Genomic DNA, 24,217 nt, shown 5'->3' on the forward strand with positions numbered 1-24,217 from the left:
TCCTCTCTTTCTGCTTAAGCATAAAAAGCATATAGTAACACAAAAGAGCGGGTTTCCCCACTCTTTCTGCTCGTTCATTACATACTGTGTATATTCAACAAATAATATAGCATAGTTTTCCCATATTTGCAAAGAAAAATTCATGATTATTCATTAAAATAACGATAATTGGTTTTGATCTGGCAACGATTCTAAACATCCATGATTATCTAGATATTCTAAAATTGTTTTAGAAATTTTACTACGTTGCTGTAAATCTTCTTTCGATAAGAACTCCCCTTCTTCTCGTGATTTTACAATGTTCAGCGCCGCGTTCGTTCCTAATCCAGGAATCGAATTAAACGGTGGAATAAGTGTTTCTCCATCGATAATAAATTCATCTGCGCTTGAACGGTATAAATCTACTTTTTGGAAAGAGTAGCCACGCTCGCACATTTCTAATGCAAGCTCTAATACTGTCATTAAGTTCTTTTCTTTTACCGATGCATCTAAGCCTTTACCACTAATTTCATCAATTTTTGCTCTAAGTGCATTCGAACCACGAACCATTGCTTCCACATCAAAATCATCTGCACGTACTGTGAAGTATGCCGCATAATACAGAAGTGCATGATGAACTTTAAAGTATGCAATACGAACGGCCATTAATACGTAAGCTGCTGCATGGGCCTTCGGGAACATGTACTTAATTTTCTTACATGAATCAATATACCATTCTGGTACACCGTTATTTCTCATATCTTCTTCCCATTCTGGCGGTACACCTTTACCTTTACGAACCGACTCCATGATTTTGAAGGCTAAGGATGGATCTAAACCTTGATAAATAAGGTACACCATGATGTCATCACGACAACCGATAACTTCACTTAACGTACATGTACCGCTATAGATTAATTCATTCGCATTCCCTAACCATACGTCTGTTCCGTGAGAAAGACCAGAAATTTGGACAAGCTCAGAGAAAGTCGTAGGTTTCGTTTCCTCTAACATCTGACGAACGAACTTCGTCCCAAACTCTGGAATACCAAGTGTTCCTGTCTTACATTTAATTTGTTCTTCTGTTACACCTAACGGCTCTGGCCCAGCAAAAATCTTCATTACTTCTGGGTCATCTGTTGGAATTGTCTTAGGATCAATTCCACTTAAATCTTGAAGCATACGAATAACGGTCGGATCATCGTGTCCAAGAATATCAAGTTTTAATAAGTTATCATGAATCGAATGGAAGTCAAAGTGCGTTGTACGCCATTCTGCTGTTTGAGCATCAGCAGGATATTGAATTGGTGAGAAATCGTAAATATCCATGTAATCAGGTACTACGATAATCCCGCCTGGATGCTGACCTGTTGTTCTCTTCACCCCTGTGCATCCTTGTACAAGGCGATCTACTTCTGCGCTTCGAATCGTCAAGTTATTATCATTTGCATATCCTTTTACATAGCCGTAAGCCGTTTTCTCTGCAACTGTTCCTATTGTACCTGCACGATATACATAATCTTCACCGAACAGTATTTTCGTGTAGTTATGCGCCCGTGGTTGGTATTCACCGGAGAAGTTTAAATCGATATCGGGTACCTTATCTCCTTTGAATCCAAGGAATGTTTCGAACGGAATATCATGTCCGTCTTTCTTATAAGCAGTGCCACATTGCACACAATCTTTATCTGGTAAGTCAAATCCAGAGCCGACAGAACCATCGTTAAAGAACTCAGAATGCTTACAACTTGGACATACATAATGCGGTGGTAATGGGTTTACTTCTGTAATTTCCGTCATTGTCGCAACTAGCGATGAACCTACCGATCCACGTGAACCTACTAGATATCCATCATCTAATGACTTCTTCACGAGTTTATGTGAGATTAAATAGATAACGGCGAATCCATGACCGATAATACTCTTTAATTCCTTCTCTAGACGAGCCTCTACAATTTCAGGTAGTTCCCCTCCGTAAATACTTCTCGCCATATCATAGCTCATCTGACGCATCTCTTCATCTGCACCTTCAATTTTCGGTGTATACAGATCATCTTTAATTGGTTTTACATCTCCGACTAACGATGCAATATGTTGTGTATTCGTTACAACAACTTCCTTCGCTTTTTCCTCACCTAAGAACGAGAAGCACTCAAGCATTTCCGTCGTTGTACGGAAATGCACATCTGGAAGTTGATGACGATTAAGCGGATTTGCACCACCTTGCGAACCAATTAAAATTTTGCGATATATTTTATCATGCGGATTCAAGTAATGAACATTACCCGTTGCCACAACTGGCTTTTCTAACTCTTCACCTAAAGAAACAATATTTGCAATGATCTCTCGAAGCGTTTTTTCATTATGAACAAGCTCACGTTCGATAAGATGACCTAATGTCTCAGGAGGCATAACTTCTAAGTAGTCATAAAACTCAGCAAGCTCCTTCGCCTCTTCTTTCGTCTTTTGCATCATCGTTTCGAATACTTCCCCTTTGTCACATGCCGTTCCAACTAATAGTCCTTCACGATGCTTTCGTAACACCGATTTCGGAATACGAGGAATACGGAAGAAATATTGTAAGTGAGAAATAGAAACTAATTTAAATAAATTCTTTAAACCAACTTCGTTCACCGCAAGTAATGTTGCATGCGATGGCCTAGCACGCTTATATGAGTCACCTTGTCCCATATTGTTGTTTAATTCATCGTGATAATGAATTCCTTGTTCAAGTGCACCCTTTAATAATTTCACTAATAAATATGCTGTTGCTTCTGTATCGTAAATAGCACGGTGATGTTGTGTCAATTCGATATCGAATTTTTTACATAATGTATTTAAACGATGATTCTTCATCTCTGGATGCAAAAATCTCGCTAATTCTAGCGTATCAATAACTGGATTCATTGCTTTGTCGATACCATATTTTTTAAATCCTACTTGAATAAAGCCCATGTCGAACGAAGCATTATGAGCAACAAGTGTATAATCTTCCATCCACTCTTTAAACTCTCGTAATACAACATCAACTTGCGGAGCATCCTTCACCATATCGTCCGTAATACCAGTTAATTCAATTGTCGTTGCTGATAGTGGATGATTGGGATTTGCAAAACGTTCGAATCGTTCGATAATCTCGCCTTCTTTAATCTTAACAGCTGCTAACTCAATAATAGTATCATATGCTGCTGATAAACCGGTTGTCTCAACGTCGAATACGACATATGTTTCGTCCTCTAATGCTCGATGAACTTCATTATACGCAATTGGTACACCATCATTTACTAAGTTTATTTCAACGCCATACAAAATTTTGATGCCATTTTTCTTTCCAGCACCGTATGCTTCTGGGAATGATTGTGCTACAGCATGGTCTGTAATAGCGATAGCCTCGTGTCCCCATTTTGCTGCTTGTGCTACTAATGCGGATGTCGATGTAACTGCATCCATTTGGCTCATTGGTGTATGAAGGTGTAACTCAACACGCTTTTCTCCTTCTGGTGCATGGTCTTCCCTTCCAGCTGGTTTAATTTCATTAATATCGTTTGCAATCATAACTAAATCACGTACGAATGTATCATTTTGAATCGAACCGCGAACTTTCACCCACATACCTTTTTTAACGGATTGAATAAGAGGAATATCTTCTTTATCACGCGAGAACATCTTCACCATGATTGAACTTGTATAGTCTGTGATTTTAAAGGTTAGTAATGTTCGACCACTACGAAGCTCTCGTGTCTCAACATCAAAGATATATCCTTGTACTGTTTTACGTTTTTCTTCATCAATAATTGACTGAAGTTGGACGATGTCATCATCTTTAATTAAATATCCAAGAACAAGTGGTCCAGCTGGTACAGCAGAATCTTCTTCTCTTTCTTGTTCTTTCTTCGCCATTTCATCCATTGCTTGGATAACACGTGCCCTATCTTCTTCTTGCTTCATTTCTTGGAACTTCTGCATCTCTGCTTCATTATTCGATACTGTTGCCTCAAATTGCAAACGCGGAAAACCAAATGCTTCATATGCACTTTTCAACGTTGGTATACAACGTTTTTCTAACGTTTTCGCCTCTAAGTCATTACGAACCGTCATCATCACTTTCGCTCCTTGAAGTGACGGACTCCATTGCCTCATATTTTCAAATAATGGTGGAATCATCTCCATTTGATCAACTGCATACGGCCAATAACTTCTCACTAGTTCTTCGTTATATCCCCCATCAATTGTTTGAAGGTGTAACGATACATTTGCAATGTGAGCAAAAGCTTTCGTTAGTTGAACCTGTACTAATTCATATACATGAATTGGTAAAACAGCAGGTATTACTAAATGAAAGCACCATTGTTTTGTTTGCTTGTCCACGAATAATTTGACGATACCACTATTTTGTAAATATTGATTCGCTAAATCTTCTGGTATATTTGCTTGCTGGAGCAGGATTTGAAAGCGATCTTTTTGTTCATTTGTTAATGAAATCATAACACCTCTCCACCCTTTCTTTATTTAAAATAGTCCTTCATGTCAGAAAGGTACCTCTACATAGAGGTACCTATCCTATTTTCACATATAGTAAGCGTTTCTTCTATAAGAAAAATTTACGAATGTCGTTCCATGTTACGACAATCATTAATAAGAATAATAAAGCAAAACCGATGAAATGAACCATACTTTCTTTATGACGATCAATTGGCTTACCACGTAACCCTTCAATCACAAAGAATAATAACCTACCGCCATCTAAAGCAGGAAGAGGTAATAAGTTCATCACCCCTAGGTTCACGCTTAGGAATGCTGCCCAGTGTAATAAAACGTAAATGCCAGAACTCGCAGCTTGATCTGTGTAGTTGTAAATACCGACCGGCCCTGATAAACTATCAAATGAAACTTGGCCAGTGATCAACTGCCCTAATCCAACAAATATCGCCTTACCATAACCATACGCCTGTGTCACTCCAGATTGCAAAGCACCTAGAAGTGATTTTTCCATTGGTGTATGCATACCGATTTTCCCAACTGTTTTGCCATCTGGCATTTCATTTCCTGCTGGTATAATATCAACTTGCTTCTTTTCACCAGCACGTTCTATGTTCATCGTAATTTGTGTATTTGGTTTCGCTTCAACGAAAGTACGAATGTCTTGCCACGTATTCATCGGCTTTCCATCAATTGAAATAACTTTATCTCCCTCTTGTAAGCCAGCTTTCTGTGCAACGCTACCTTCTACAACTTTTCCTATTTCTGCTTTATCCGTTACAACACCTTGTACAAGCCCAATTCCTACTAAAATAACAATTGCTAATAAGAAATTCATTAGCGGTCCTGCTAAAATAGCAAGTGAACGTTGCCATAATGTTTTCGAACCGAACTGGCGGTTATACGGTGCAATTTGCGTTTCTTGTTCGTCTTGAACAATCATTGCTTTTTCGTCTATAGAGAATGTTTGTATTGTCTCGCCGTCTTCTTCGTATCCTTTAATATATAACTTATGTTCTAAATCAATTTCTTCTACTTCTACAAGACGGATATTTACGTATTTCTCAAAACGGTTTCCAATTAACTTCACGACTTTTCCTTGTTCGTTCATTACTAATCCAATGCGCGAACCCGGCTTAATTTCTACCGTTTCTGGATCTTCTCCAGCCATGCGTACAAATCCACCTAGAGGTAATAAACGAATCGTATATAACGTTTCATTGTGCGTAAACCAAAAGATTTTTGGCCCAAATCCAATTGCAAATTCACGACATAGAATGCCTGCTCTTTTCGCAAAATAAAGGTGACCTAGTTCATGGAAGAACACAAGTGCACCAAATATTAAGATGAAGGATAATACTGTATTCACATTTATAACCCCCTTTGCTTAATGAATGTTAAGACCTCTTTTCGAGTTTGTCCATCTACTAATTGAATCTCTTCTAGAGTCGGATTCTTGCTAACAACATGTGCTTCCATCGCCTCTTCAATGAGATCTTCAATTTGCAAGAAACCAACTCTTCTCTGTAGAAATGCCTCTACAGCAACTTCATTTGCTGCATTTAAAACTGTAGGCAATGTTCCGCCAACTTTCCCAGCTTCATAAGCAAATGCTAAGCAACGATATCGTTCAAAGTCCATTTTATCAAAGTGCAATGTTCCTAATTCCCATAAATTCAAACGTTTTTCATCAAGAAACTCAAGACGCTTTGGGTAAGTCAGTGCATATTGAATTGGTACACGCATATCAGGTGTTCCTAGCTGTGCGATAACACTTGAATCTTCGAACTCCACCATAGAATGAATGATACTTTCTTTATGTAATAACACGTCGATTCGCTCATATGGTAGCCCAAATAACCAATGTGCTTCAATTACTTCTAATCCTTTGTTCATCATTGTTGCCGAATCAATCGTAATCTTCGCTCCCATCGACCAATTAGGATGATTCAGTGCATCTTCCACTGTTACGTGTCGCAACTCTTCTCGTTTCTTATCACGGAAACTACCACCCGATGCCGTGACGATTAAGCGAGAAATAGAACGATTCTCTTCACCATTTAAGCATTGGAAAATTGCAGAATGTTCACTATCTACCGGCAAGAGAGAAACACCATGTTTCCTTGCTTCCTCCATCACGATATGTCCAGCAGTCACAAGTGTTTCTTTATTTGCAATCGCTATCGTCTTCTTTGCACGAATTGCTTCTAATGTAGGAATTAACCCAACACTGCCTACCACCGCCGTGACAACAACATCCGCATCAGGATGCAAAGCAACTTGAATTAAACCTTCTTCTCCCCAGTAGACTCGGACATTCCCCGGTACTTCCATTTGTAGTCCTTCCGCATCTTCTTTATGCATAACAGATACAATTGTCGGAGAAAACTCTTGGATCATTTGCTTTGCCAATTCGATATTTCTCCCTACCGACATCGAAACTAGTTGAAACTTGTCCTTATGCATACGGATCACATCTAATGTTTGTGTACCAATAGATCCTGTTGCACCTAATAAACTAATTTTTCTCATGAACCTAGCTCCTCATTCCTTAAAACATTAAATGTAGAAAATGTAAAATTGGCAACGCAAACAGTAAACTATCGAATCGATCAAGGACGCCCCCGTGCCCAGGAAGGATTTTTCCAGAGTCTTTCACATCATAATGACGCTTAAATGCAGACTCTACTAAGTCTCCTAATTGACCAAAAATCGAAACTGCCATCGCTGTAACGATAATAACACCAAACGATACTGGTAACAGGTCGAATACTTGGAAGATTACTCCTGCTACAATTGCTGAAGCTATTCCACCAAGGAACCCTTCTACCGTTTTATTCGGACTAATTTCTGGCCAAAGCTTCTTCTTACCAATAGACTTTCCAATGAAATACGCTCCTGAATCAGTTGACCAAATAACTAGCAATGTAAAGAAAATATACATTAGTCCTTCTTCACGTGTTTCAAGGAAATAATAGAATCCCATCCCAACATACATTGTTGCTAACAATAGAAACGCAGAATCATCAAATGTAAATTTATTTTTTGATATGACTGTATACGTTAATAGTAGCAAGATAATGATGAAAGTCAATTCCGTCTTTGAAAATCCAATTGTATCTAAAATATGTACATACGCCCCTGGAATTAACGTAATCCATAGCAGTAAGATACTTAAAATAGATGGAATAGAATACATATGAATATTTTTCATACGTAACAATTCATATAGTCCAATCGTTCCTGCCACATATAGCAAGATTGAAAGAGGAAGTCCTCCGTATACGACAATTGGAATAAAGAGCCCCATTGCAATTATTCCTGTTATAATACGTGTCTTCATTTGCTAATCACCACTTTCTAGATGCCCCCAAATCTACGCCCACGGTGCTGAAAGTCATAAATAGCCTGCACTAAATGTTCTTCTGTGAAATCAGGCCACAACACATTTGTAAACCAAAGTTCCGAATAAGCGATTTGCCATAACATAAAGTTACTAATGCGAATCTCACCACTTGTTCGAATTAATAAATCTGGGTCCTCTATTTTATTTGTCATCAAATGAGATGCTATTGTTTCTTCATTTATATCATTTGCATCTAATTGATTTTCTTTGCATTCTTCTGCAATTTTGCGAACTGCTTGTACCATTTCGTCTCTACTTCCGTAATTCAAAGCAAAGTTCAAAATGAGACCTGTATTATGTTTTGTGTCATCCATCGCTTTTTGAACAGCCCTCTGTGTATGACTTGGTAACTTATCAAAGTTTCCAATCGTTTGTACACGAACATTCTTTTCAATTAACTCCGGAAGAAATGTACTAAACATTTGCTCAGGTAATTTCATTAAATAATCTACTTCACCTTGTGGTCGCTTCCAATTTTCCGTTGAAAAAGCATATAGTGTTAACACTTCCACACCTAGCTTATCTGCAATGCGTGTAATACGCTGAACAACTTTTGTACCTTCATGGTGGCCTGCAATTCGAGGCATTGCTCGTTTCTTCGCCCATCTTCCGTTTCCATCCATAATGATTGCAATATGCCTTGGGACAGGATGTTTTTGCACTTCTTCTAGAAGATCTCCGCTAATCTCTTTCTTCTTTTTCCAAAATAATAATTTATCAATCATGATACAAGCCCTCCACACCAAGCCATTTGTACATTAAGATGATGAAAATAAAGCTAGGAGGACATGCTAAAGCCCTCCTTCCCTTACTTTCTATTTCAAAAAAACCCTCTGCCATACAGAGGGCTTTTTGTGGTTGTTAAACTTCCATGATTTCTTGTTCTTTTTTCTTCGTGATTTCGTCTACCTTCACGATGTACTTATCTGTTGATTTTTGTACATCTTCTGTATAACCACGTAAATCATCTTCTGTAATTTCGCCGTTCTTTTCTAATTTCTTTAAGTCGTCATTTGCATCACGACGCACGTTACGTACCGCTACTTTTGCATCTTCTGACATTTTCTTCACTTCTTTAGCAAGATCGCGACGACGCTCTTCTGTTAAAGCTGGGAAAGATAAACGAATAAGTGATCCATCATTTGAAGGGTTTAATCCAAGGTCTGATTTTAAAATCGCCTTTTCAATTTCACCTAAAACTGATTTATCGTATGGTTGAATTACTAACAGACGTGCCTCAGGTGCTGAAACACCTGCTAGTTGGTTGATTGGTGTCGGTGCTCCGTAGTAGTCAACTGTAATACGGTCTAATACGTTTGCACTTGCACGGCCTGCACGAATTGATGCTAATTCACGTGTGTAAGCAGCAATCGCTTTTTCCATTTTTGTTTCTGCGTTTGTAATTACTTGTTTCGGCATATTATTTCCCCCTCACAATTGTTCCAATGTTTTCACCAGTAACAACACGCTTGATGTTACCTTCTTCCATTACCGAGAATACGATAAGTGGAATATCATTATCCATACATAAAGAAGAAGCCGTTGAATCCATTACTGCTAAACCTTCTTTTAATACATCTAAATATGTTAATGTTTCGTACTTCTCTGCGTTTGCGTCTACACGTGGATCTGCAGAGTATACGCCATCGACATTATTCTTTGCCATTAAAATAACATCTGCCTCAATTTCAGCAGCACGTAGTGCAGCCGTTGTATCAGTAGAGAAATATGGGTTACCAGTTCCCGCTGCAAAGATTACTACACGACCTTTTTCTAAATGACGAATAGCTTTTCTTCTAATATAAGGTTCTGCAACTTGTCTCATTTCAATAGACGTTTGAACACGAGTAGGAATTCCTAAATTCTCTAAGCTATCTTGTAGTGCAAGCGAATTCATTACTGTAGCAAGCATGCCCATATAATCAGCATTTGCACGATCCATACCCATTTCGCTTCCGATCTTACCGCGCCAAATGTTACCGCCACCTACAACAACTGCTACTTCCACACCTAATTCAGAAATTTCTTTCACTTGTTTTGCAATAGACTGAATAATTGTTGGCTTAATACCAAAACCTTCTTCACCAGCTAATGCTTCTCCACTAAGTTTCAAGACTACACGTCTATATTTTGCGTCACTCATATTTGCCTCCGAATACATTTATATTTTCATTTGAAAAATAGGGAACACAATGTGTTCCCTATTTTTATTAGTTACCGCGTACTTGGTTCATTACTTCTTCAGCAAAATTGTCTTCGCGTTTTTCGATACCTTCGCCCACTCCATAGCGTACGAATTCACGTACTGTAGCGCCTTTTTCTGCAGCTACTTGACGAACTTTCATATCTGGGTTTTTAACGAATGATTGGTCTAATAAGCAAATTTCTTCGAAGAACTTGCCAAGACGACCTTCAACCATTTTCGCAACGATTGCTTCTGGTTTACCTTCGTTTAATGCTTGTTGAGTTAACACTTCGCGCTCACGCTCTGTTTCTTCAGCAGAAACTTGATCACGAGAAATGTATTTAGGATTAACTGCAGCGATGTGCATTGCGATGTCTTTCGCAGTAGCTTCTTCAGTTGTACCTTCTAATACTGTTAATACACCAATACGTCCGCCCATGTGTAAGTATGCACCGAATGCATCAGCGTCTGTTTTAGATGCGATTACGAAACGACGTAATGAGATTTTCTCTCCAATCGTTGCGATTGCAGCATTAATAAATTCTTCTACAGTTTTACCGTTCTCCATTGTTGTAGCCATAGCTTCTTCAACGTTAGCTGGTTTCTTAGCAAGTAAGTGCGTAGCTAAAGTTTTGATTAAAGCTTGGAACTGCTCGTTCTTTGCAACGAAGTCAGTCTCAGAGTTAACTTCTAATAATACAGCATCATTTCCAATTACTTCTACAGAAGTTAAACCTTCAGCAGCAATACGGTCAGCCTTTTTAGCAGCTTTCGCGATACCTTTTTCACGTAAGAAATCAACCGCTTTTTCCATATCTCCGTTTGTTTCTGTTAAAGCTTTTTTACAATCCATCATACCTGCGCCCGTTTTTTCACGAAGCTCTTTTACCATTTGTGCAGTAACTGCCATAATAGTTGTCCTCCTTTAAAATATGTAGTATATTTTTACCTTAAAAAAAGGTGATAAAAGGCTATACCCCCTTATCACCTTTTGCATTCATTAAGCAGTAGTTTCTTCGCCTTGTTTAGCTTCTAAGATAGCATCTGCCATTTTCGCTGTAAGAAGTTTAACAGCGCGAATTGCATCATCGTTCGCTGGGATAACGTGATCGATTTCATCTGGATCACAGTTAGTATCAACGATACCGATGATAGGGATGTTTAATTTACGAGCTTCCGCAACAGCGATACGCTCTTTACGTGGATCAACTACGAATAAAGCATCTGGAATGCCTTTCATGTCTTTAATTCCACCTAAGAACTTCTCAAGACGCTCTAACTCTTTGTTAAGCTGAACTACTTCTTTCTTAGGAAGTACTTCGAAAGTTCCGTCTTCTGACATTCTTTCGATATCTTTTAAACGCTTAACACGTTTTTGGATTGTTTGGAAGTTTGTTAACGTTCCACCTAACCAACGTTGGTTAACGAAGAACATACCTGAACGGATAGCTTCTTCTTTAATAGCATCTTGTGCTTGTTTTTTCGTACCAACGAAAAGAATGTTTCCGCCTTCAGCAGCGATTGATTTCATTACATTGTACGCTTCTTCAACTTTCTTAACAGTCTTTTGAAGGTCAATGATGTAGATTCCGTTACGCTCTGTGAAGATGTAACGCTTCATTTTTGGGTTCCAACGACGAGTTTGGTGACCGAAGTGTACACCAGCCTCAAGTAATTGCTTCATAGAAATTACTGACATAGTTTGTTTCCTCCTAAGTGGTTTTGATTTTCCTCCGCTTACATCACCTTCAAGCACAACTATACTCGAAAGAAGAGATTCTCCTTTCGTTATAGCACCAACACTCGAATCAATAAGCGTGTGTAATAACACCAATGACTACTATAGCATAATAATGAACAGCAAGCAACAATTATTTCGTATAAGATTGTCGAAACTTCATTAATAGTTCTATTTCAGTTTTTCCTTTGTTTAACTGTTTTGCAATCTCTTCTATTTTATATCCTTCTTGCGCTAATCTCTCTGCTTTTTCCGCTATGTCGTCTAATAATAATGGTGCTTCTTTTGTTTCTACCACTTCTTCATTTGAAGATCGGTCTTCTTCTGAAAATGGTGGCAAAAATTCTTTATACGCTACTTGTTCTTCCTTTACATCTATAGAACGTTCATACTCTGTTAGTATTTCTTGTTTTTGTTCTTTATATTCGATAGTCGATGTACTTTTCACTTTTTTTAAGAACTTTTCATTCTCCTCTTTCATCTCTGCAATAAAGCTCATCAAAATATCTTCTGTTTCACGTTGAATCTTTTCGTTATCTTTTTTTACATCTTGTAATTGATTAAGTCTCTTATGCAACACGGTAATCCATAAAAGCATGATTACTTGTGTCACGATACCTATAATAAGTAAATAAAACATTCATCCACCATCTTCCATTGCATAAGCATAGCCGCACATATACGTGTGCGGCTACTTCATTATTTTATTATTTTTGTTAACTTCTCTCGTAATTTAAAAATTGCCTTCGCATGGATTTGCGAAACACGAGAGGTCGAAATACTTAAGATTTGGCCTATTTCTGTGAATGTAAGCTCTTCTTTATAGAACAAACTAATAACAATTTGTTCTTGCTCATTTAACATTTCAATAGACACAGATAAATCATTAAGCAACTCTTCTTTCATTAAGTGTTCTTCTGGCATTAACACATAATCATCTTTAATATGATACTTCGTTGATTCAGCTATACTCGTGTCTCGCTGAATATCATCAATAGATAATACATTCGCATATAACATATCCACTATCGAACTATGTACGTCATCTTCTGACATTTCTAATTCTTGCGCTATGTCACATGCTGTTATATTCCGAGAGTAAGTTTGCTCTAATTTTTCGACTGTCGCTTCGATTTTTTTTACTTTATCTCGTGCTGTACGCGGTAACCAATCTTCTTTGCGCAATCCATCTATAATAGCACCTCTTATCCGAAAAGAAGCATATGTATCAAACTTAAGATTCCTCGATGTATCAAACTTTTGCAAGGCATCGTATAATCCTATAAGACCAAAACTCTTTAATTCATCTCTACTAACATTTTTAGGTACGCTCATTCCAATGCGCTGTACTTGATAATAAACGAGGGGCAAATACATTCTAACAAGGGAATCACCTACATGAGGATCACGTGTTGCTATCCATTTATCCCAGAGTACTTTATCCTCACTTTTTGATGTTTGCACCATGCTTATCCACCTCAGCTTATTTGTTATATTTCTTTCGTTCCTTCATTTACAGTTCGGATTGCTAACTTACATGTTAAGGGAGAAAATTCAATTGTACGACCTTTATTCCCTCCGACATCTTCGCTAACAATCATAATATGATGCTTTTTTAATACATCCTTTACTGCTTCCACATTTCTAGGACCTATTCGAGTTAAATCACTTTTGGAACTAAATTGGAACATTTGAGCACCACCCGCGATTTTCGCACGTAACGATGCTTTCTTTCCACCTTCTGCATATATTTTTTCAAGTAAAACTGGTATTGCTGTATCCGCATACTTTGCTTTATTTTGAATAACACCTTTTGTCAGGCTAGAATCTGGCAACATAATATGTGCCAAACCACCAATTTTACGTTCTTCATCATAAATCACAATCCCAACACACGATCCTAATCCCGCTGTTCGAATCGTTTGCAAAGATTTCACTACCCCTAGCTCCGATATCCCAACTCTTACTACATCTGTACTCACTTTACTCAACCCCTAAAGCCCTGAAAATAGATCGAAGGCTTTCTGGATCTGGCATAAGTAAAAAATGACTATTGTATGAATCCCCTGTTACATCTTCGTTAATTGTTGTATCAATCATAATAACAACGTCACTTTCTTGTGAAAGTTCGATTAAACTATGACTCAAACTAGCTCCTAACATATCAATACTTAGTTCAGGTACCGATGGATATAGACGCAGTTGTGAAAAATCTGATAGTGCTCGTAAATATGATCCCGCTAGTATATTTGAAAGCTCTTGCAGTGCAGAAATTGATAGTTCAGAACCATTCAGTTGTTCAAATGAAAATTCATTATCCGATGTTAAATGCTTAATAAAGTGCGTTGCTTGCTCTAATGTTAGTAATACATACATATTGCCTGTAATATCTCCCTCTAAACGAAGGAAAACAGATACAACTACACTTTCTGCTTCTCCTACACTTTCAATCATTTCATTAAATGATAAAATTCGCACGCTTGGTACTTTCATATCAATTTTTTTTTGTAACAATTGAGATAAGGATGTCGCTGCATTCCCAGCACCAATATTTCCAATTTCTTTTAACACATCTAAATGAACAGGAGAAATATTATTATCCATATATATTTCTCCTACTGTACAAGACTTTCATTTTCTTCTTTCATTTGTAACACTTTTTCTAAGTGTAACAAATTAAGCAATCTTCTTTCTAACTTTGCAATGCCTTTTATATAATCTGTATGTATGCTACCAACTACTTTTGGCGCTGCTTCAATACTGTCAACCGGAATATCTAATACATCGTTAGCTGCATCTACAATTAATCCTACTTCTGTTCCACGAATCGAGATAATAATAATTCTCGTATTTTCTGTATGTGGAACTGCATCCATTCCAAATCGAAGACGTAAATCGACAATTGGTAACACAACACCTCGTAAATTAATAACACCTCGAATATAGGCTTTTGTTTGAGGTACACGTGTAATATATTGAAGTTTTTCTATTGACTGCACTTGTTGTACAGGGATAGCGTATTCCTCATGATTTAATTCAAACACGATTACTTTTTCCTCAGCAATTGTTTCCACGTTCATCCCGCCCCTATTTTATAAACTTAGCCTCACTTAATTAATGCATTACAATCAATAATTAACGCTACTTGTCCATCTCCTAAAATCGTTGCGCCTGAGATTGCAAATACACTATCTAAGTAGCTACCTAATGACTTTAAGACAATCTCTTGTTGTCCAATGAAAGAGTTCACAACTAATCCAGCTGTCTTATCTCCTTTTCGTACAAGGACAACAGAATGATATTCTTCTTTCACACCATCTTCTGGTACTTCAAAAATATCTTTTAAGAAAATTAGCGGTACAACATTACCTCTAAAGTCAATTACTTTTTGTCCATGTGCACTTAAGATATCTGATTGATGCACAATAGCCGTTTCGATAATAGACGAAAGCGGTATCGCATACTTTTCTTTCTTAATTTCTACTAATAGTGCTGAAATGATAGATAATGTTAACGGTAATTGGATTGCAAACGTAGAACCTGCTCCTTCTACCGAATCGATTGTTAAAGAACCACCAAGTGATTCAATTGTATTCTTTACAACATCTAAACCAACACCACGACCAGATATATCAGATAATTTATCTGCTGTTGAGAATCCAGATGACAAGATCAACTCAAACACTTGACGGTCTGTCATTGTTACTGCTTGTTGCTCTGTCACTACGCCGCGGCTAATCGCTTTTTGTAATACTTTATCACGATTAATACCCGCTCCGTCGTCTTGAATTTCAATAAAGACATGATTACCGCTATGGTACGCTTTTAATTTAATTGTACCTATTTCTGATTTTCCTTTTTCTTTGCGAACATCCGGCATTTCTAAGCCATGATCTAGCGCATTACGAATTAAATGAACTAAAGGATCTCCAATTTCGTCAATAACTGTGCGGTCTAGTTCTGTATCTGCTCCAATAATCTCAAGATCTACTTGCTTCCCTAAGTCACGCGCTAATTGGCGTACCATTCGTGGGAAGCGATTAAATACTGTTTCCACCGGAACCATTCGCATATTCAAAATAATGCTTTGTAAATCGCCTGATATACGTGCCATTCTCTCTACTGTTTCTTGAAGTTCTACATCATTCAATTCTTTCGAAATTTGCTCTAGTCTCCCGCGATCAATAACTAACTCTTCAAATAAGTTCATTAAAATATCTAATCGCTCGATGTTCACACGAATTGTCTTATTAGCAGCTTGATTGGCTTTATTTTTTGTATTTGTTTCTTGTTTTACGTCTTTCACTGGCGTCACTTCAGCTACTTCTTGTACAACTGGTTGTGTAACTTGTTCTTGTTGTACTGGTTTCGTTTCTTCCTGTTCTCTTGGAGGTTCATCCACATTAATTGCCTCTATATGTACATGATCAACTTCTGAAACTTTTAAAATACGATTCTGGATTTCTTCCATTGCTACATTTGAAACGAATGTAATCGAAAACTCAAAATCAAACTTTTCTTCTTCTAATAATTCAACAGACGGTGTTGTTCGAATTACTTCACCAAGCTGCTCGAGTGCTTCAAATACCATAAATACACGAACGCCTCTTAGCAAGCAGTCTTCTCTTAAAGTAACTGTAATTTCGTACGGTTCAAACCCTTGTTCCTTCGATTGTTGTAGCACTGCATATTCATATCCATCGTATGTTTGTACTACTTTCTCCTCTGAATCAGCTTCCATCACGGTAGCAGCTACTTCCTCTATACCAAATGTCCCGTTCTCAATACTTTCTAACTTCGAAACAACTTCACTAACATCGCGTTTTCCATCTCCACCTTCTGCGATACTCGTTACCATTGCTTCTAAGTCATCAATTGATTGAAATACAACATCTAATATTTCTGTTGTTACAGCTAATTTATTATTTCGAATACTATCTAATACATTCTCCATTTGATGTGTTAATTGAGCTAAATCTTCATACCCCATCGTTGCAGACATACCTTTTAACGTATGCGCTGAACGGAAAATTTCATTTACAATAGAAACATCAGTCGGATTTTTTTCTAATAATAGCAATTGCTCATTTATCGCTTGCAAATGCTCTTTACTCTCTTCTATAAACATATCTAAATATTGATTCATATCCATTGCCATCACTCCCCTATAAACTAGAATATTTCATGATGCTCTTCGCAATTTCTTCAACATCTACTATGTGGTCCACTACACTCGCAGCAATTGCGCTTTTTGGCATCCCAAAAACTACCGATGTTTCTTTCGACTGAGCAATTGTAATAACACTCTGTTCTCTTTTCAGGGCAACAAGCCCTTCTGTGCCATCAGAACCCATCCCAGTCATCACAACGTGAACTTGATGGTAATCATCCCATCCAACTAATGATTCAAAGAGTGTGTCAACAGATGGACGATGTCCTCTACGAGGCGCTTCTTTCGTCAAACCAATCTCTGCTGTCATTCCCTTTTTCATTATTTTCATATGAAAATCACCAGGAGCAATATATGCCACGCCATTTTGAAGGCTTTCTCCATGTTCAGCCTCTTTTACTGTAATTTGAGAACATGCGTTTAATCGTACAGCTAAAGATTTCGTGAATCCAGCAGGCATATGTTGCACAATTAATACTGGAAAATCAATCTCAGCAGGAAACTTTGCTAGCACTTCCTGAAGTGCTCGTGGCCCCCCTGTTGAAACACCTATACATACTAATTTCTTCTTTTTTCCTTTAGACGGAGAAAAAGGTAAGACAACTGGCGTAATTGACGTATCATGTACTTTTCGTCCTATATTTGCACTAGCTGCTGAAACAACTTTATCTATCACTGTATAGCCAAATGTTGCTGAATCAAACTTCATCATACTCGTTGGTTTCGTAATGAAGTCTACAGCACCATACTGCATCGCAATAATTGTATTTTCCGCTCCCTCTTTTGTTGTACTTGAGCACATTACAACAGGAAGTGGATATTCTTTCATTAATTGTTGAAGCGTTTCCAAGCCATCCATAATCGGCATTTCAACATCCATGGTAACAACATCTGGCTGTAAGAGCGGTAATTTTTCTAACGCATCTTTCCCATTTCGTAGTGTACCTATTACTTCAATACGCCCATCCTCTTCCAATAATCCTTTAAGCACTTGCCTCATGAAGGCCGAGTCATCTACAATTACTACTTTTACTTTCTTCATCCTTCTCATTTCCTTTTCAAAAAGAATGTGCGCAGCTTATCAACAAACCCTTCTTTCTGCTCTGTCCACACGTTATCATTACTCAAGCCAAGATATTGATTAACAATCGTCACTATCGCTTGACTAACAGCACTCTTTGGATCATAAACAGTGAATGGTACTTGTTCAATAACAGCCTTCATCACTAATTCATCATGAACTATACTACCTAACATTTGAATATCTTGCTGTAAGAAATGTTTCGCTGCATTTGCAATTCGCATGGAAACTTGCTCTCCATCTCTTTTACTCCAAACCTTATTAACAACTAGATAATAAGCGACACCCTTCTCAAACGAACACATATACTTCATCATAGAGTATGCATCCGTAATTGCGGTCGGTTCTGGAGTCGTAATAATCATCATATCTTCCACAGAACGAAGAAATGCTAAGTTTATTTCTGTAACTCCAGCTCCCATATCAAATAGAATATAATCATACCTTCCTATTACCATTTCAAGTTGAACAAAGAAATAATTTAGCTTTTCCTCATTAAATTGAAACACTTCATGAAAGCCAGTACCTCCAGCAATATAATCTAATCCAAACGTTCCTGTATTTATAATATCATGAATAGTGACACCATTCTTAAAAATATCGACAAAATTCCCCTTTGCTGGTTCACCAAGGATTAGTTCGACATTTCCCATCCCAAGATCCATATCAATAAGCAATACTTTTTTACCTTTTTTGGCAAGCTGTAAGGAGAAATTCACGGAAAAATTAGATTTACCAACTCCTCCTTTGCCACTAACAATCGCTATCGTTCGTGCTTTACGTGCTATTTTACTAGCGTTAATTTTCCTTCTAAGAACCTCAGCTTGATCTCTCATTCGTATAACGCTCCATTAATACATGTAAAATTGCTGTAGGATTTCCTTCTACAATATCATCCGGTACATTTTGGCCATTCGTCATATAAGCAACACCAAGATTATATTCATTCATAATATTTAGCATTGCACCATAACTTAATGTTTCGTCCATTTTCGTAAAGACAAGTCGATTAATACCAATCGCTTGAAACTGTGATGTAATCTTTCTCATATCCTCATATTTAGAAGTAAGCGATAAAACTAAGAGTGTCTCTGTTTGTGAAAAATCAATAATTTCTTTGAGACCCTCAATATACGTCTTATCAGTGAAATTTCTTCCTGCCGTATCAATTAAGACTAAGTCATAGTCTTCAAATTGTTGAATCGCTTGATGAAAATCCTCTAACGTATAACATACTTCTATTGGAACGTTCAAAATAGACGCATATGTTTTCAATTGTTCAATTGCACCAATCCGATATGTATCAGTTGTAATAAACGCAATTCTCTTCTGTAATTTCAGCATTGCTTCCGCTGCGATTTTAGCCAAAGTTGTCGTTTTTCCAACTCCGGTTGGACCCACTACATTGATGTACTTACATTCGTTACTTATTTTCCCGTAATCTAAATGAGAAATTTCATTATATAGTATTTCTTTCATCCAACCTTCGACCATCTCATCACTTGCTTTTGATTGGTGCACGTACCACTTTTCTAGTAGCTTCTCCATGCAGATAGATCTAAATGATGAAGATATTTCTTGCTCTTGCATGAAAGTATCCCATTTGGCAAGGGGTAAAGGATATGATGTATTTCTATTAACTTCCTTTGTTTCTTTCATTTCTGATAATAATTCTTTTAAATCTGTAATTTCAGCTAACAACTGCTCTTCTTTTATAGACGAAACTGGAAGAGGTGGTGTAACAGGTTCCACCACTTCCCTTTTTATAGTAGAGCGCGGCACAAAAGAAGTAGCGTGTACTTCTTCATCAATTGCCGCTATTACTTCCATTTTCTTTGTTTTGAACATTCCGAGGAAGCCACCTACATAAATAACTTTCGAACTAAGAATAACCGCATCGCTACCTAATTCTTCTTTGATTTTTTTCGTTGCCTCTCCTATCGACGGTGCCACGTATTTTTTTATTTTCACTCAATTGTCACCATCCCAACACTTTGCACTTCAATATTTGCTTCTAATTCGTTATAAGAGAGTACTGGAACTGTTGGCATATAACGTTCTAACAACTGTTTCACGTGCATACGTACAGCTGGCGAACATAATAAAATTGCAGACTGTTCCATTAACGATACTTTCTCTGCTTCTTGTGCTACAGCTTGAATAATTGCTTGTGATGTCATTGGATCAATCGATAGGTAATTACCGTGTTCCATTTGTTGAATACTATCTGCAATTATTTTTTCTACTTTTCCGGATAATGTAATAACTTTAATTACACCATTATTACCACTATATTGCTTTGTAATTTGTCTTGCTAATGCTTGTCTAACGTATTCTGTTAATACATCTGTATCTGTTGTTAATCGACCATAATCAGCTAATGTTTCAAAAATAGTTGGTAAGTTGCGTATGGATACTTTTTCCATTAGTAACTTCGCTAATACTTTCTGTATATCTCCAACACTTAACGGGCTTGGTGTTACTTCCTCTACCAAGATTGGATATGTTTCTTTTACATGATCAATTAAATTCTTCGTTTCTTGACGACCTAATAATTCATGTGCATGCGCCTTAATAAGTTCCGTCATATGTGTCGATACAACTGAAGGTGGATCAACAACCGTATAATTAAACATTTCTGCTTGTTCTTTCATTTCTTCTGAAATCCACTTAGCTGGTAAACCAAATGATGGCTCCACTGTATCAATACCTACAATAGATTCTTCATCATACCCTGGGCTCAGCGCTAAATAATGATCGAGTAACAACTCACCTCTCGCAACTTCATTCCCTTTAATCTTTAAGCAATATTCATTCGGTTGCAATTGGACATTATCTCGAACCCGAACAACAGGAATAACCATTCCAAGCTCCATGGCTAACTGTCTACGAATCATCACAATTCGATCAAGTAAGTCTCCTCCTTGTGATACATCCGCTAACGGTATTAAACCGTAACCAAATTCGAACTCGATTGGATCTACTTCTAACAATTTTACAATTGCTTCTGGACTCTTCATTTCGTTCGTTTCTACTTCTTGCTCCATTTCTTCGACTTCAATTGGATCCACTTGTGGTTTGATTGTCATCTTATACGCCGCAAAGATTAACAAACCAGCGACAGGGAACGTTAAGAAAATTCCTATCGGTGTGAAAATTCCAAGTGTAGCAATTGTTCCAGCTGCCACGTAAAGAAGCTTTGGATAATTAAATAACTGTGCTGTAACATCAGCAGAGAAGTTCTCATTTGATGCACTGCGAGTCACAATTAATCCAGTTGCAGTAGATAGTAATAATGCTGGGATTTGGCTGACGATACCGTCACCAACAGTTAACATCGTATACTTTACACTTGCCTCATTTAAAGAAAGATCTTGTTGCACCATTCCGATAATGATACCGAAAATAATGTTAATTAATAGAATAACAATACCTGCAATGGCGTCTCCCTTTACGAACTTCGTTGCACCATCCATCGATCCATAGAAATCTGCTTCTCTAGCTACTTTATCTCGACGCTCTTTCGCTTGTGCGTCAGAAATAATACCTGCATTCAAGTCTGCATCTATACTCATTTGCTTACCAGGCATTGCATCTAACGTGAATCTTGCTGCTACTTCAGATACACGTTCCGAACCTTTTGTAATAACGATAAATTGAATGATAACTAGTATTAAGAAAACAACAAACCCTACTAATACATCTCCACCGATAACAAATGTTCCAAATGCCTCGACTACTTGTCCGGCATGACCTTCACCTAAGATTGCTCGTGTAGTCGACACGTTCAATCCTAATCGGAATAATGTTAACAATAGAATCAAAGAGGGAAATACCGAGAAGTCTAGCGGCTCTCTTAAATTCATTGAAATAAGAAGTACTAATAACGCTAACGTTATATTAACGATAATGAAAAAACTTAACAGCCATGTCGGTAACGGGATGATAAGCATTGCCACAATAAGAATTACACTAACTAAGACAGAAATATCTCTTACCTTCATGAACAATTTCTCTCCTTACACTTTCTTTTTCACCTGATATACATACGCTAATATTTCTGCTACAACTTTAAAAAAACTTTCAGGAATTTCGTCTCCAATTTCACTTTGAGCATAAAGCGCTCTCGCTAATGGTTTATTTTCAACCATGACAATGTCGTGGTCATTTGCGATGTCTTTAATCTTTTGTGCGACAAAGTCTACACCTTTTGCAACAATAAACGGGGCATCGCGTTTTTCATCGTCGTATTTTAATGCAATTGCATAATGAGTTGGGTTCGTAATAATAACATCTGCATTCGGAATTTCCTGCATCATACGACGCATCGACATTTCTCGTTGCTTTTGCTTAATTTTCGACTTAATGAATGGGTCTCCTTCCATCTTTTTATGTTCATCTTTAATATCTTGTTTTGACATACGAATGTTCTTTTCAAAATCATATTTCTGATACGCATAATCAAAAATAGATAAAGCTACTAAAGCAACAGACACAAAGAGCCCCATCTGAATCATAATATCGAAAATCATTTCTAACGAGCTACTAAGTGGGATAAGCGCTAAATTTAGTAACTCTCCAGCGTGTCCCCATAGAATGAATGTAGCAATAGAACCAATTAATATTACTTTCAAAATTGATTTCACTAACTCTACGATTGCTCGTAATGAATAGATGCGTTTAAATCCAGAAAGCGGATTTATTCGATTCCCCTTCATTTGAATAGACTCTGTTGAGAACATAAAGCCTACTTGAATATAGTTTGCTACTAATGCACTAAGAAACGCTGCACCAACAAATGGTGCAACCATCATCATAAAATCTATTAAGATTTCATACGACAAGGAAGCGATATTTTGTGGTGTTACTTCTTTTGTCATATATACGCTAAAACTCTTTACAAGAAAATTTTGCAATCGATCATACAAATATCCCTTACCTGCGTACAACACTAAAAAACTAGCAAATAAAATAAGGGCTGTGTTCACATCTGCACTTTTTGCTACTTGCCCTTTGTCACGAGACTCTTCTCTTTTCTTAGGAGTAGCTTTCTCTGTTTTTTCGCCAGAGAAAAGTTGTAAGTCTAATTTTAATTGTGCCATCCTATGCCCCTCCTATAACCTTCATCATTGCTCTCATTGATAGAATCATCAACTCAAATAATTTCTCTACAGCGATAAAGAACGTGGACATTGTCACAATTAATAATACAAAACTAACAAAGATTTTCACCGGATATCCGACAACAAATAAATTTAGCTGTGGAACAGTTCGACCGAGAATACCAATCGCGATATCCACAAGTAATACACTTCCAACAATAGGTAATGCCATTTGAAATGCAATGACAAACATTGCACTAAATGATTTTACAACTAACAGAATAAATCCTTCTTCCCCAAACGCAGACGTAAATTGTGTAATCGGCATAAACTCTGTGCTGTAATAAATGCCATCAAATAACAAATGATGCGCATCTACTGTCAACAACATTAACCATGTAAAATAGTTCAAATATTGCCCCATTAATGGTACTTGCGCTCCAGTTTGAGGATCAAGTACATTGGCCATCGCAAACCCCATTTGAAAATCAATTAAACCACCAGCAATTTGAATGCCCGAAATAATCATATAAGCAAATAGCCCAATGACCAGTCCGATTACAACTTCTTTCATGACTAATAGTAAATAAACCATATCAATATTCAATGGTATTGCATCCATGTTCGTTGTCATGGAGACTGCTAGAAAGAATGCTAATCCTATCTTATGTGTGTTCGGTATTGTCCGATAAGAGATAATAGGCATTGTAATAAGAAAAGCAGATACTCTAGCAAAAATAAGTAAAAACAGCGGAAAATAAACTTGAATATGTTGTAAATACTCCATATGGTGCTATTACCTTATATACTGTGACAAGTTTGCAAAAATTTCCGTTGTAAATGTTAAAAGACGTGAAAGCATCCACGGACCGAAGAATACTAATCCAAGAAGTACAGCTACAATCTTCGGAACAAATGCTAATGTTTGCTCTTGAATTTGCGTTGTTGCTTGAAAAATACTAATAATTAATCCGACAGCCAACGCAATCCCTAATAACGGACCGCAAACGAGTAATAATGTATAAATCCCTTTCTCTGCTAATGAAACAACAAATTCATATGTCAACTAAATCACCT

At 37.2% G+C, this 24,217-nt stretch carries 22 protein-coding genes; all 22 read right to left on the bottom strand.

Going from position 1 to position 24,217, the window contains the following annotated elements:
- Positions 1 to 153: 153 nt before the first annotated feature.
- Positions 154 to 4,464, bottom strand: coding sequence for a PolC-type DNA polymerase III (locus IEV41_RS07025; protein ID WP_188387683.1), 4,311 nt, complete (start codon positions 4,462 to 4,464; stop codon positions 154 to 156).
- A gap of 103 nt (positions 4,465 to 4,567) precedes the next feature.
- Positions 4,568 to 5,827: an RIP metalloprotease RseP gene (gene rseP / locus IEV41_RS07030; RefSeq protein ID WP_188387684.1), complete on the bottom strand. Its 1,260-nt coding sequence runs from the start codon at positions 5,825 to 5,827 to the stop codon at positions 4,568 to 4,570.
- A 2-nt stretch (positions 5,828 to 5,829) separates the two neighbouring features.
- Complete coding sequence (locus tag IEV41_RS07035; RefSeq protein WP_188387685.1) at positions 5,830 to 6,990, bottom strand: 1-deoxy-D-xylulose-5-phosphate reductoisomerase; 1,161 nt, start codon at positions 6,988 to 6,990, stop codon at positions 5,830 to 5,832.
- Between the two features lie 19 nt (positions 6,991 to 7,009).
- On the bottom strand, positions 7,010 to 7,801 hold the full coding sequence (locus IEV41_RS07040) for a phosphatidate cytidylyltransferase (RefSeq protein WP_188387686.1): 792 nt from the start codon (positions 7,799 to 7,801) through the stop codon (positions 7,010 to 7,012).
- Between the two features lie 17 nt (positions 7,802 to 7,818).
- The gene (uppS, locus tag IEV41_RS07045; protein WP_188388716.1) at positions 7,819 to 8,592 is read right to left on the bottom strand and encodes an undecaprenyl pyrophosphate synthase; all 774 of its coding nucleotides are present in this window, start codon (positions 8,590 to 8,592) and stop codon (positions 7,819 to 7,821) included.
- A gap of 133 nt (positions 8,593 to 8,725) precedes the next feature.
- Positions 8,726 to 9,283, bottom strand: a complete 558-nt coding sequence (gene frr / locus IEV41_RS07050; protein WP_188387687.1) for a ribosome recycling factor — start codon at positions 9,281 to 9,283, stop codon at positions 8,726 to 8,728.
- A 1-nt stretch (position 9,284) separates the two neighbouring features.
- Positions 9,285 to 10,007: a UMP kinase gene (gene pyrH / locus IEV41_RS07055; protein WP_188387688.1), complete on the bottom strand. Its 723-nt coding sequence runs from the start codon at positions 10,005 to 10,007 to the stop codon at positions 9,285 to 9,287.
- A 67-nt stretch (positions 10,008 to 10,074) separates the two neighbouring features.
- Positions 10,075 to 10,959 (bottom strand): translation elongation factor Ts, encoded by an 885-nt coding sequence (tsf, locus tag IEV41_RS07060; RefSeq protein WP_188387689.1) that lies wholly within the window; start codon positions 10,957 to 10,959, stop codon positions 10,075 to 10,077.
- Between the two features lie 90 nt (positions 10,960 to 11,049).
- Entirely contained in the window at positions 11,050 to 11,748 is a 699-nt protein-coding gene (rpsB, locus tag IEV41_RS07065; protein ID WP_188387690.1) for a 30S ribosomal protein S2, read from the bottom strand.
- A 172-nt stretch (positions 11,749 to 11,920) separates the two neighbouring features.
- On the bottom strand, positions 11,921 to 12,427 hold the full coding sequence (locus IEV41_RS07070) for a hypothetical protein (RefSeq protein WP_188387691.1): 507 nt from the start codon (positions 12,425 to 12,427) through the stop codon (positions 11,921 to 11,923).
- A gap of 59 nt (positions 12,428 to 12,486) precedes the next feature.
- Positions 12,487 to 13,251, bottom strand: coding sequence for a FliA/WhiG family RNA polymerase sigma factor (locus IEV41_RS07075; RefSeq protein ID WP_188388717.1), 765 nt, complete (start codon positions 13,249 to 13,251; stop codon positions 12,487 to 12,489).
- Positions 13,252 to 13,277: 26 nt separating this feature from the next.
- The gene (locus IEV41_RS07080; protein ID WP_188387692.1) at positions 13,278 to 13,769 is read right to left on the bottom strand and encodes a chemotaxis protein CheD; all 492 of its coding nucleotides are present in this window, start codon (positions 13,767 to 13,769) and stop codon (positions 13,278 to 13,280) included.
- Between the two features lies 1 nt (position 13,770).
- On the bottom strand, positions 13,771 to 14,391 hold the full coding sequence (locus IEV41_RS07085) for a chemotaxis protein CheC (RefSeq protein WP_188387693.1): 621 nt from the start codon (positions 14,389 to 14,391) through the stop codon (positions 13,771 to 13,773).
- An 11-nt stretch (positions 14,392 to 14,402) separates the two neighbouring features.
- Complete coding sequence (locus tag IEV41_RS07090) at positions 14,403 to 14,867, bottom strand: chemotaxis protein CheW (protein WP_188387694.1); 465 nt, start codon at positions 14,865 to 14,867, stop codon at positions 14,403 to 14,405.
- 26 nt (positions 14,868 to 14,893) lie between these two features.
- Positions 14,894 to 16,939, bottom strand: coding sequence for a chemotaxis protein CheA (locus IEV41_RS07095; RefSeq protein ID WP_188387695.1), 2,046 nt, complete (start codon positions 16,937 to 16,939; stop codon positions 14,894 to 14,896).
- Positions 16,940 to 16,952: 13 nt separating this feature from the next.
- Positions 16,953 to 17,999, bottom strand: coding sequence for a protein-glutamate methylesterase/protein-glutamine glutaminase (locus IEV41_RS07100; RefSeq protein ID WP_188387696.1), 1,047 nt, complete (start codon positions 17,997 to 17,999; stop codon positions 16,953 to 16,955).
- Between the two features lie 5 nt (positions 18,000 to 18,004).
- On the bottom strand, positions 18,005 to 18,874 hold the full coding sequence (locus IEV41_RS07105) for a MinD/ParA family protein (protein ID WP_188387697.1): 870 nt from the start codon (positions 18,872 to 18,874) through the stop codon (positions 18,005 to 18,007).
- On the bottom strand, positions 18,858 to 20,009 hold the full coding sequence (gene flhF / locus IEV41_RS07110; RefSeq protein ID WP_188387698.1) for a flagellar biosynthesis GTPase FlhF: 1,152 nt from the start codon (positions 20,007 to 20,009) through the stop codon (positions 18,858 to 18,860). The genes IEV41_RS07105 and flhF overlap by 17 nt, the downstream gene beginning before the upstream one ends.
- Positions 20,006 to 22,042, bottom strand: a complete 2,037-nt coding sequence (gene flhA / locus IEV41_RS07115; RefSeq protein WP_188387699.1) for a flagellar biosynthesis protein FlhA — start codon at positions 22,040 to 22,042, stop codon at positions 20,006 to 20,008. The genes flhF and flhA overlap by 4 nt, the downstream gene beginning before the upstream one ends.
- 15 nt (positions 22,043 to 22,057) lie before the next feature.
- Positions 22,058 to 23,140 (bottom strand): flagellar biosynthesis protein FlhB, encoded by a 1,083-nt coding sequence (gene flhB, locus IEV41_RS07120; protein WP_188387700.1) that lies wholly within the window; start codon positions 23,138 to 23,140, stop codon positions 22,058 to 22,060.
- A 1-nt stretch (position 23,141) separates the two neighbouring features.
- Positions 23,142 to 23,927, bottom strand: coding sequence for a flagellar biosynthetic protein FliR (gene fliR, locus IEV41_RS07125; protein ID WP_188387701.1), 786 nt, complete (start codon positions 23,925 to 23,927; stop codon positions 23,142 to 23,144).
- Positions 23,928 to 23,936: 9 nt separating this feature from the next.
- Positions 23,937 to 24,206: a flagellar biosynthesis protein FliQ gene (fliQ, locus tag IEV41_RS07130; RefSeq protein ID WP_188387702.1), complete on the bottom strand. Its 270-nt coding sequence runs from the start codon at positions 24,204 to 24,206 to the stop codon at positions 23,937 to 23,939.
- Between the last annotated feature and the right edge of the window lie 11 nt (positions 24,207 to 24,217).

This window comes from Priestia taiwanensis, from assembly GCF_014638355.1.
Lineage (GTDB): Bacteria > Bacillota > Bacilli > Bacillales > Bacillaceae_G > Priestia_D > Priestia_D taiwanensis.

Coding starts and splice junctions, on each gene's coding strand:
- flhB (WP_188387700.1), bottom strand. CDS start 23,140: ATGGCACAATTAAAATTAGACTTACAACTTTTCTCTGGCGAAAAAACA.
- IEV41_RS07085 (WP_188387693.1), bottom strand. CDS start 14,391: ATGGATAATAATATTTCTCCTGTTCATTTAGATGTGTTAAAAGAAATT.
- tsf (WP_188387689.1), bottom strand. CDS start 10,959: ATGGCAGTTACTGCACAAATGGTAAAAGAGCTTCGTGAAAAAACGGGC.
- pyrH (WP_188387688.1), bottom strand. CDS start 10,007: ATGAGTGACGCAAAATATAGACGTGTAGTCTTGAAACTTAGTGGAGAA.
- IEV41_RS07095 (WP_188387695.1), bottom strand. CDS start 16,939: ATGGATATGAATCAATATTTAGATATGTTTATAGAAGAGAGTAAAGAG.
- IEV41_RS07040 (WP_188387686.1), bottom strand. CDS start 7,801: ATGAAGACACGTATTATAACAGGAATAATTGCAATGGGGCTCTTTATT.
- IEV41_RS07035 (WP_188387685.1), bottom strand. CDS start 6,990: ATGAGAAAAATTAGTTTATTAGGTGCAACAGGATCTATTGGTACACAA.
- flhA (WP_188387699.1), bottom strand. CDS start 22,042: ATGAAGGTAAGAGATATTTCTGTCTTAGTTAGTGTAATTCTTATTGTG.
- frr (WP_188387687.1), bottom strand. CDS start 9,283: ATGCCGAAACAAGTAATTACAAACGCAGAAACAAAAATGGAAAAAGCG.
- IEV41_RS07070 (WP_188387691.1), bottom strand. CDS start 12,427: ATGTTTTATTTACTTATTATAGGTATCGTGACACAAGTAATCATGCTT.
- IEV41_RS07105 (WP_188387697.1), bottom strand. CDS start 18,874: ATGAGAGATCAAGCTGAGGTTCTTAGAAGGAAAATTAACGCTAGTAAA.
- IEV41_RS07100 (WP_188387696.1), bottom strand. CDS start 17,999: ATGAAGAAAGTAAAAGTAGTAATTGTAGATGACTCGGCCTTCATGAGG.
- IEV41_RS07090 (WP_188387694.1), bottom strand. CDS start 14,867: ATGAACGTGGAAACAATTGCTGAGGAAAAAGTAATCGTGTTTGAATTA.
- IEV41_RS07025 (WP_188387683.1), bottom strand. CDS start 4,464: ATGATTTCATTAACAAATGAACAAAAAGATCGCTTTCAAATCCTGCTC.
- rpsB (WP_188387690.1), bottom strand. CDS start 11,748: ATGTCAGTAATTTCTATGAAGCAATTACTTGAGGCTGGTGTACACTTC.
- fliR (WP_188387701.1), bottom strand. CDS start 23,927: ATGGAGTATTTACAACATATTCAAGTTTATTTTCCGCTGTTTTTACTT.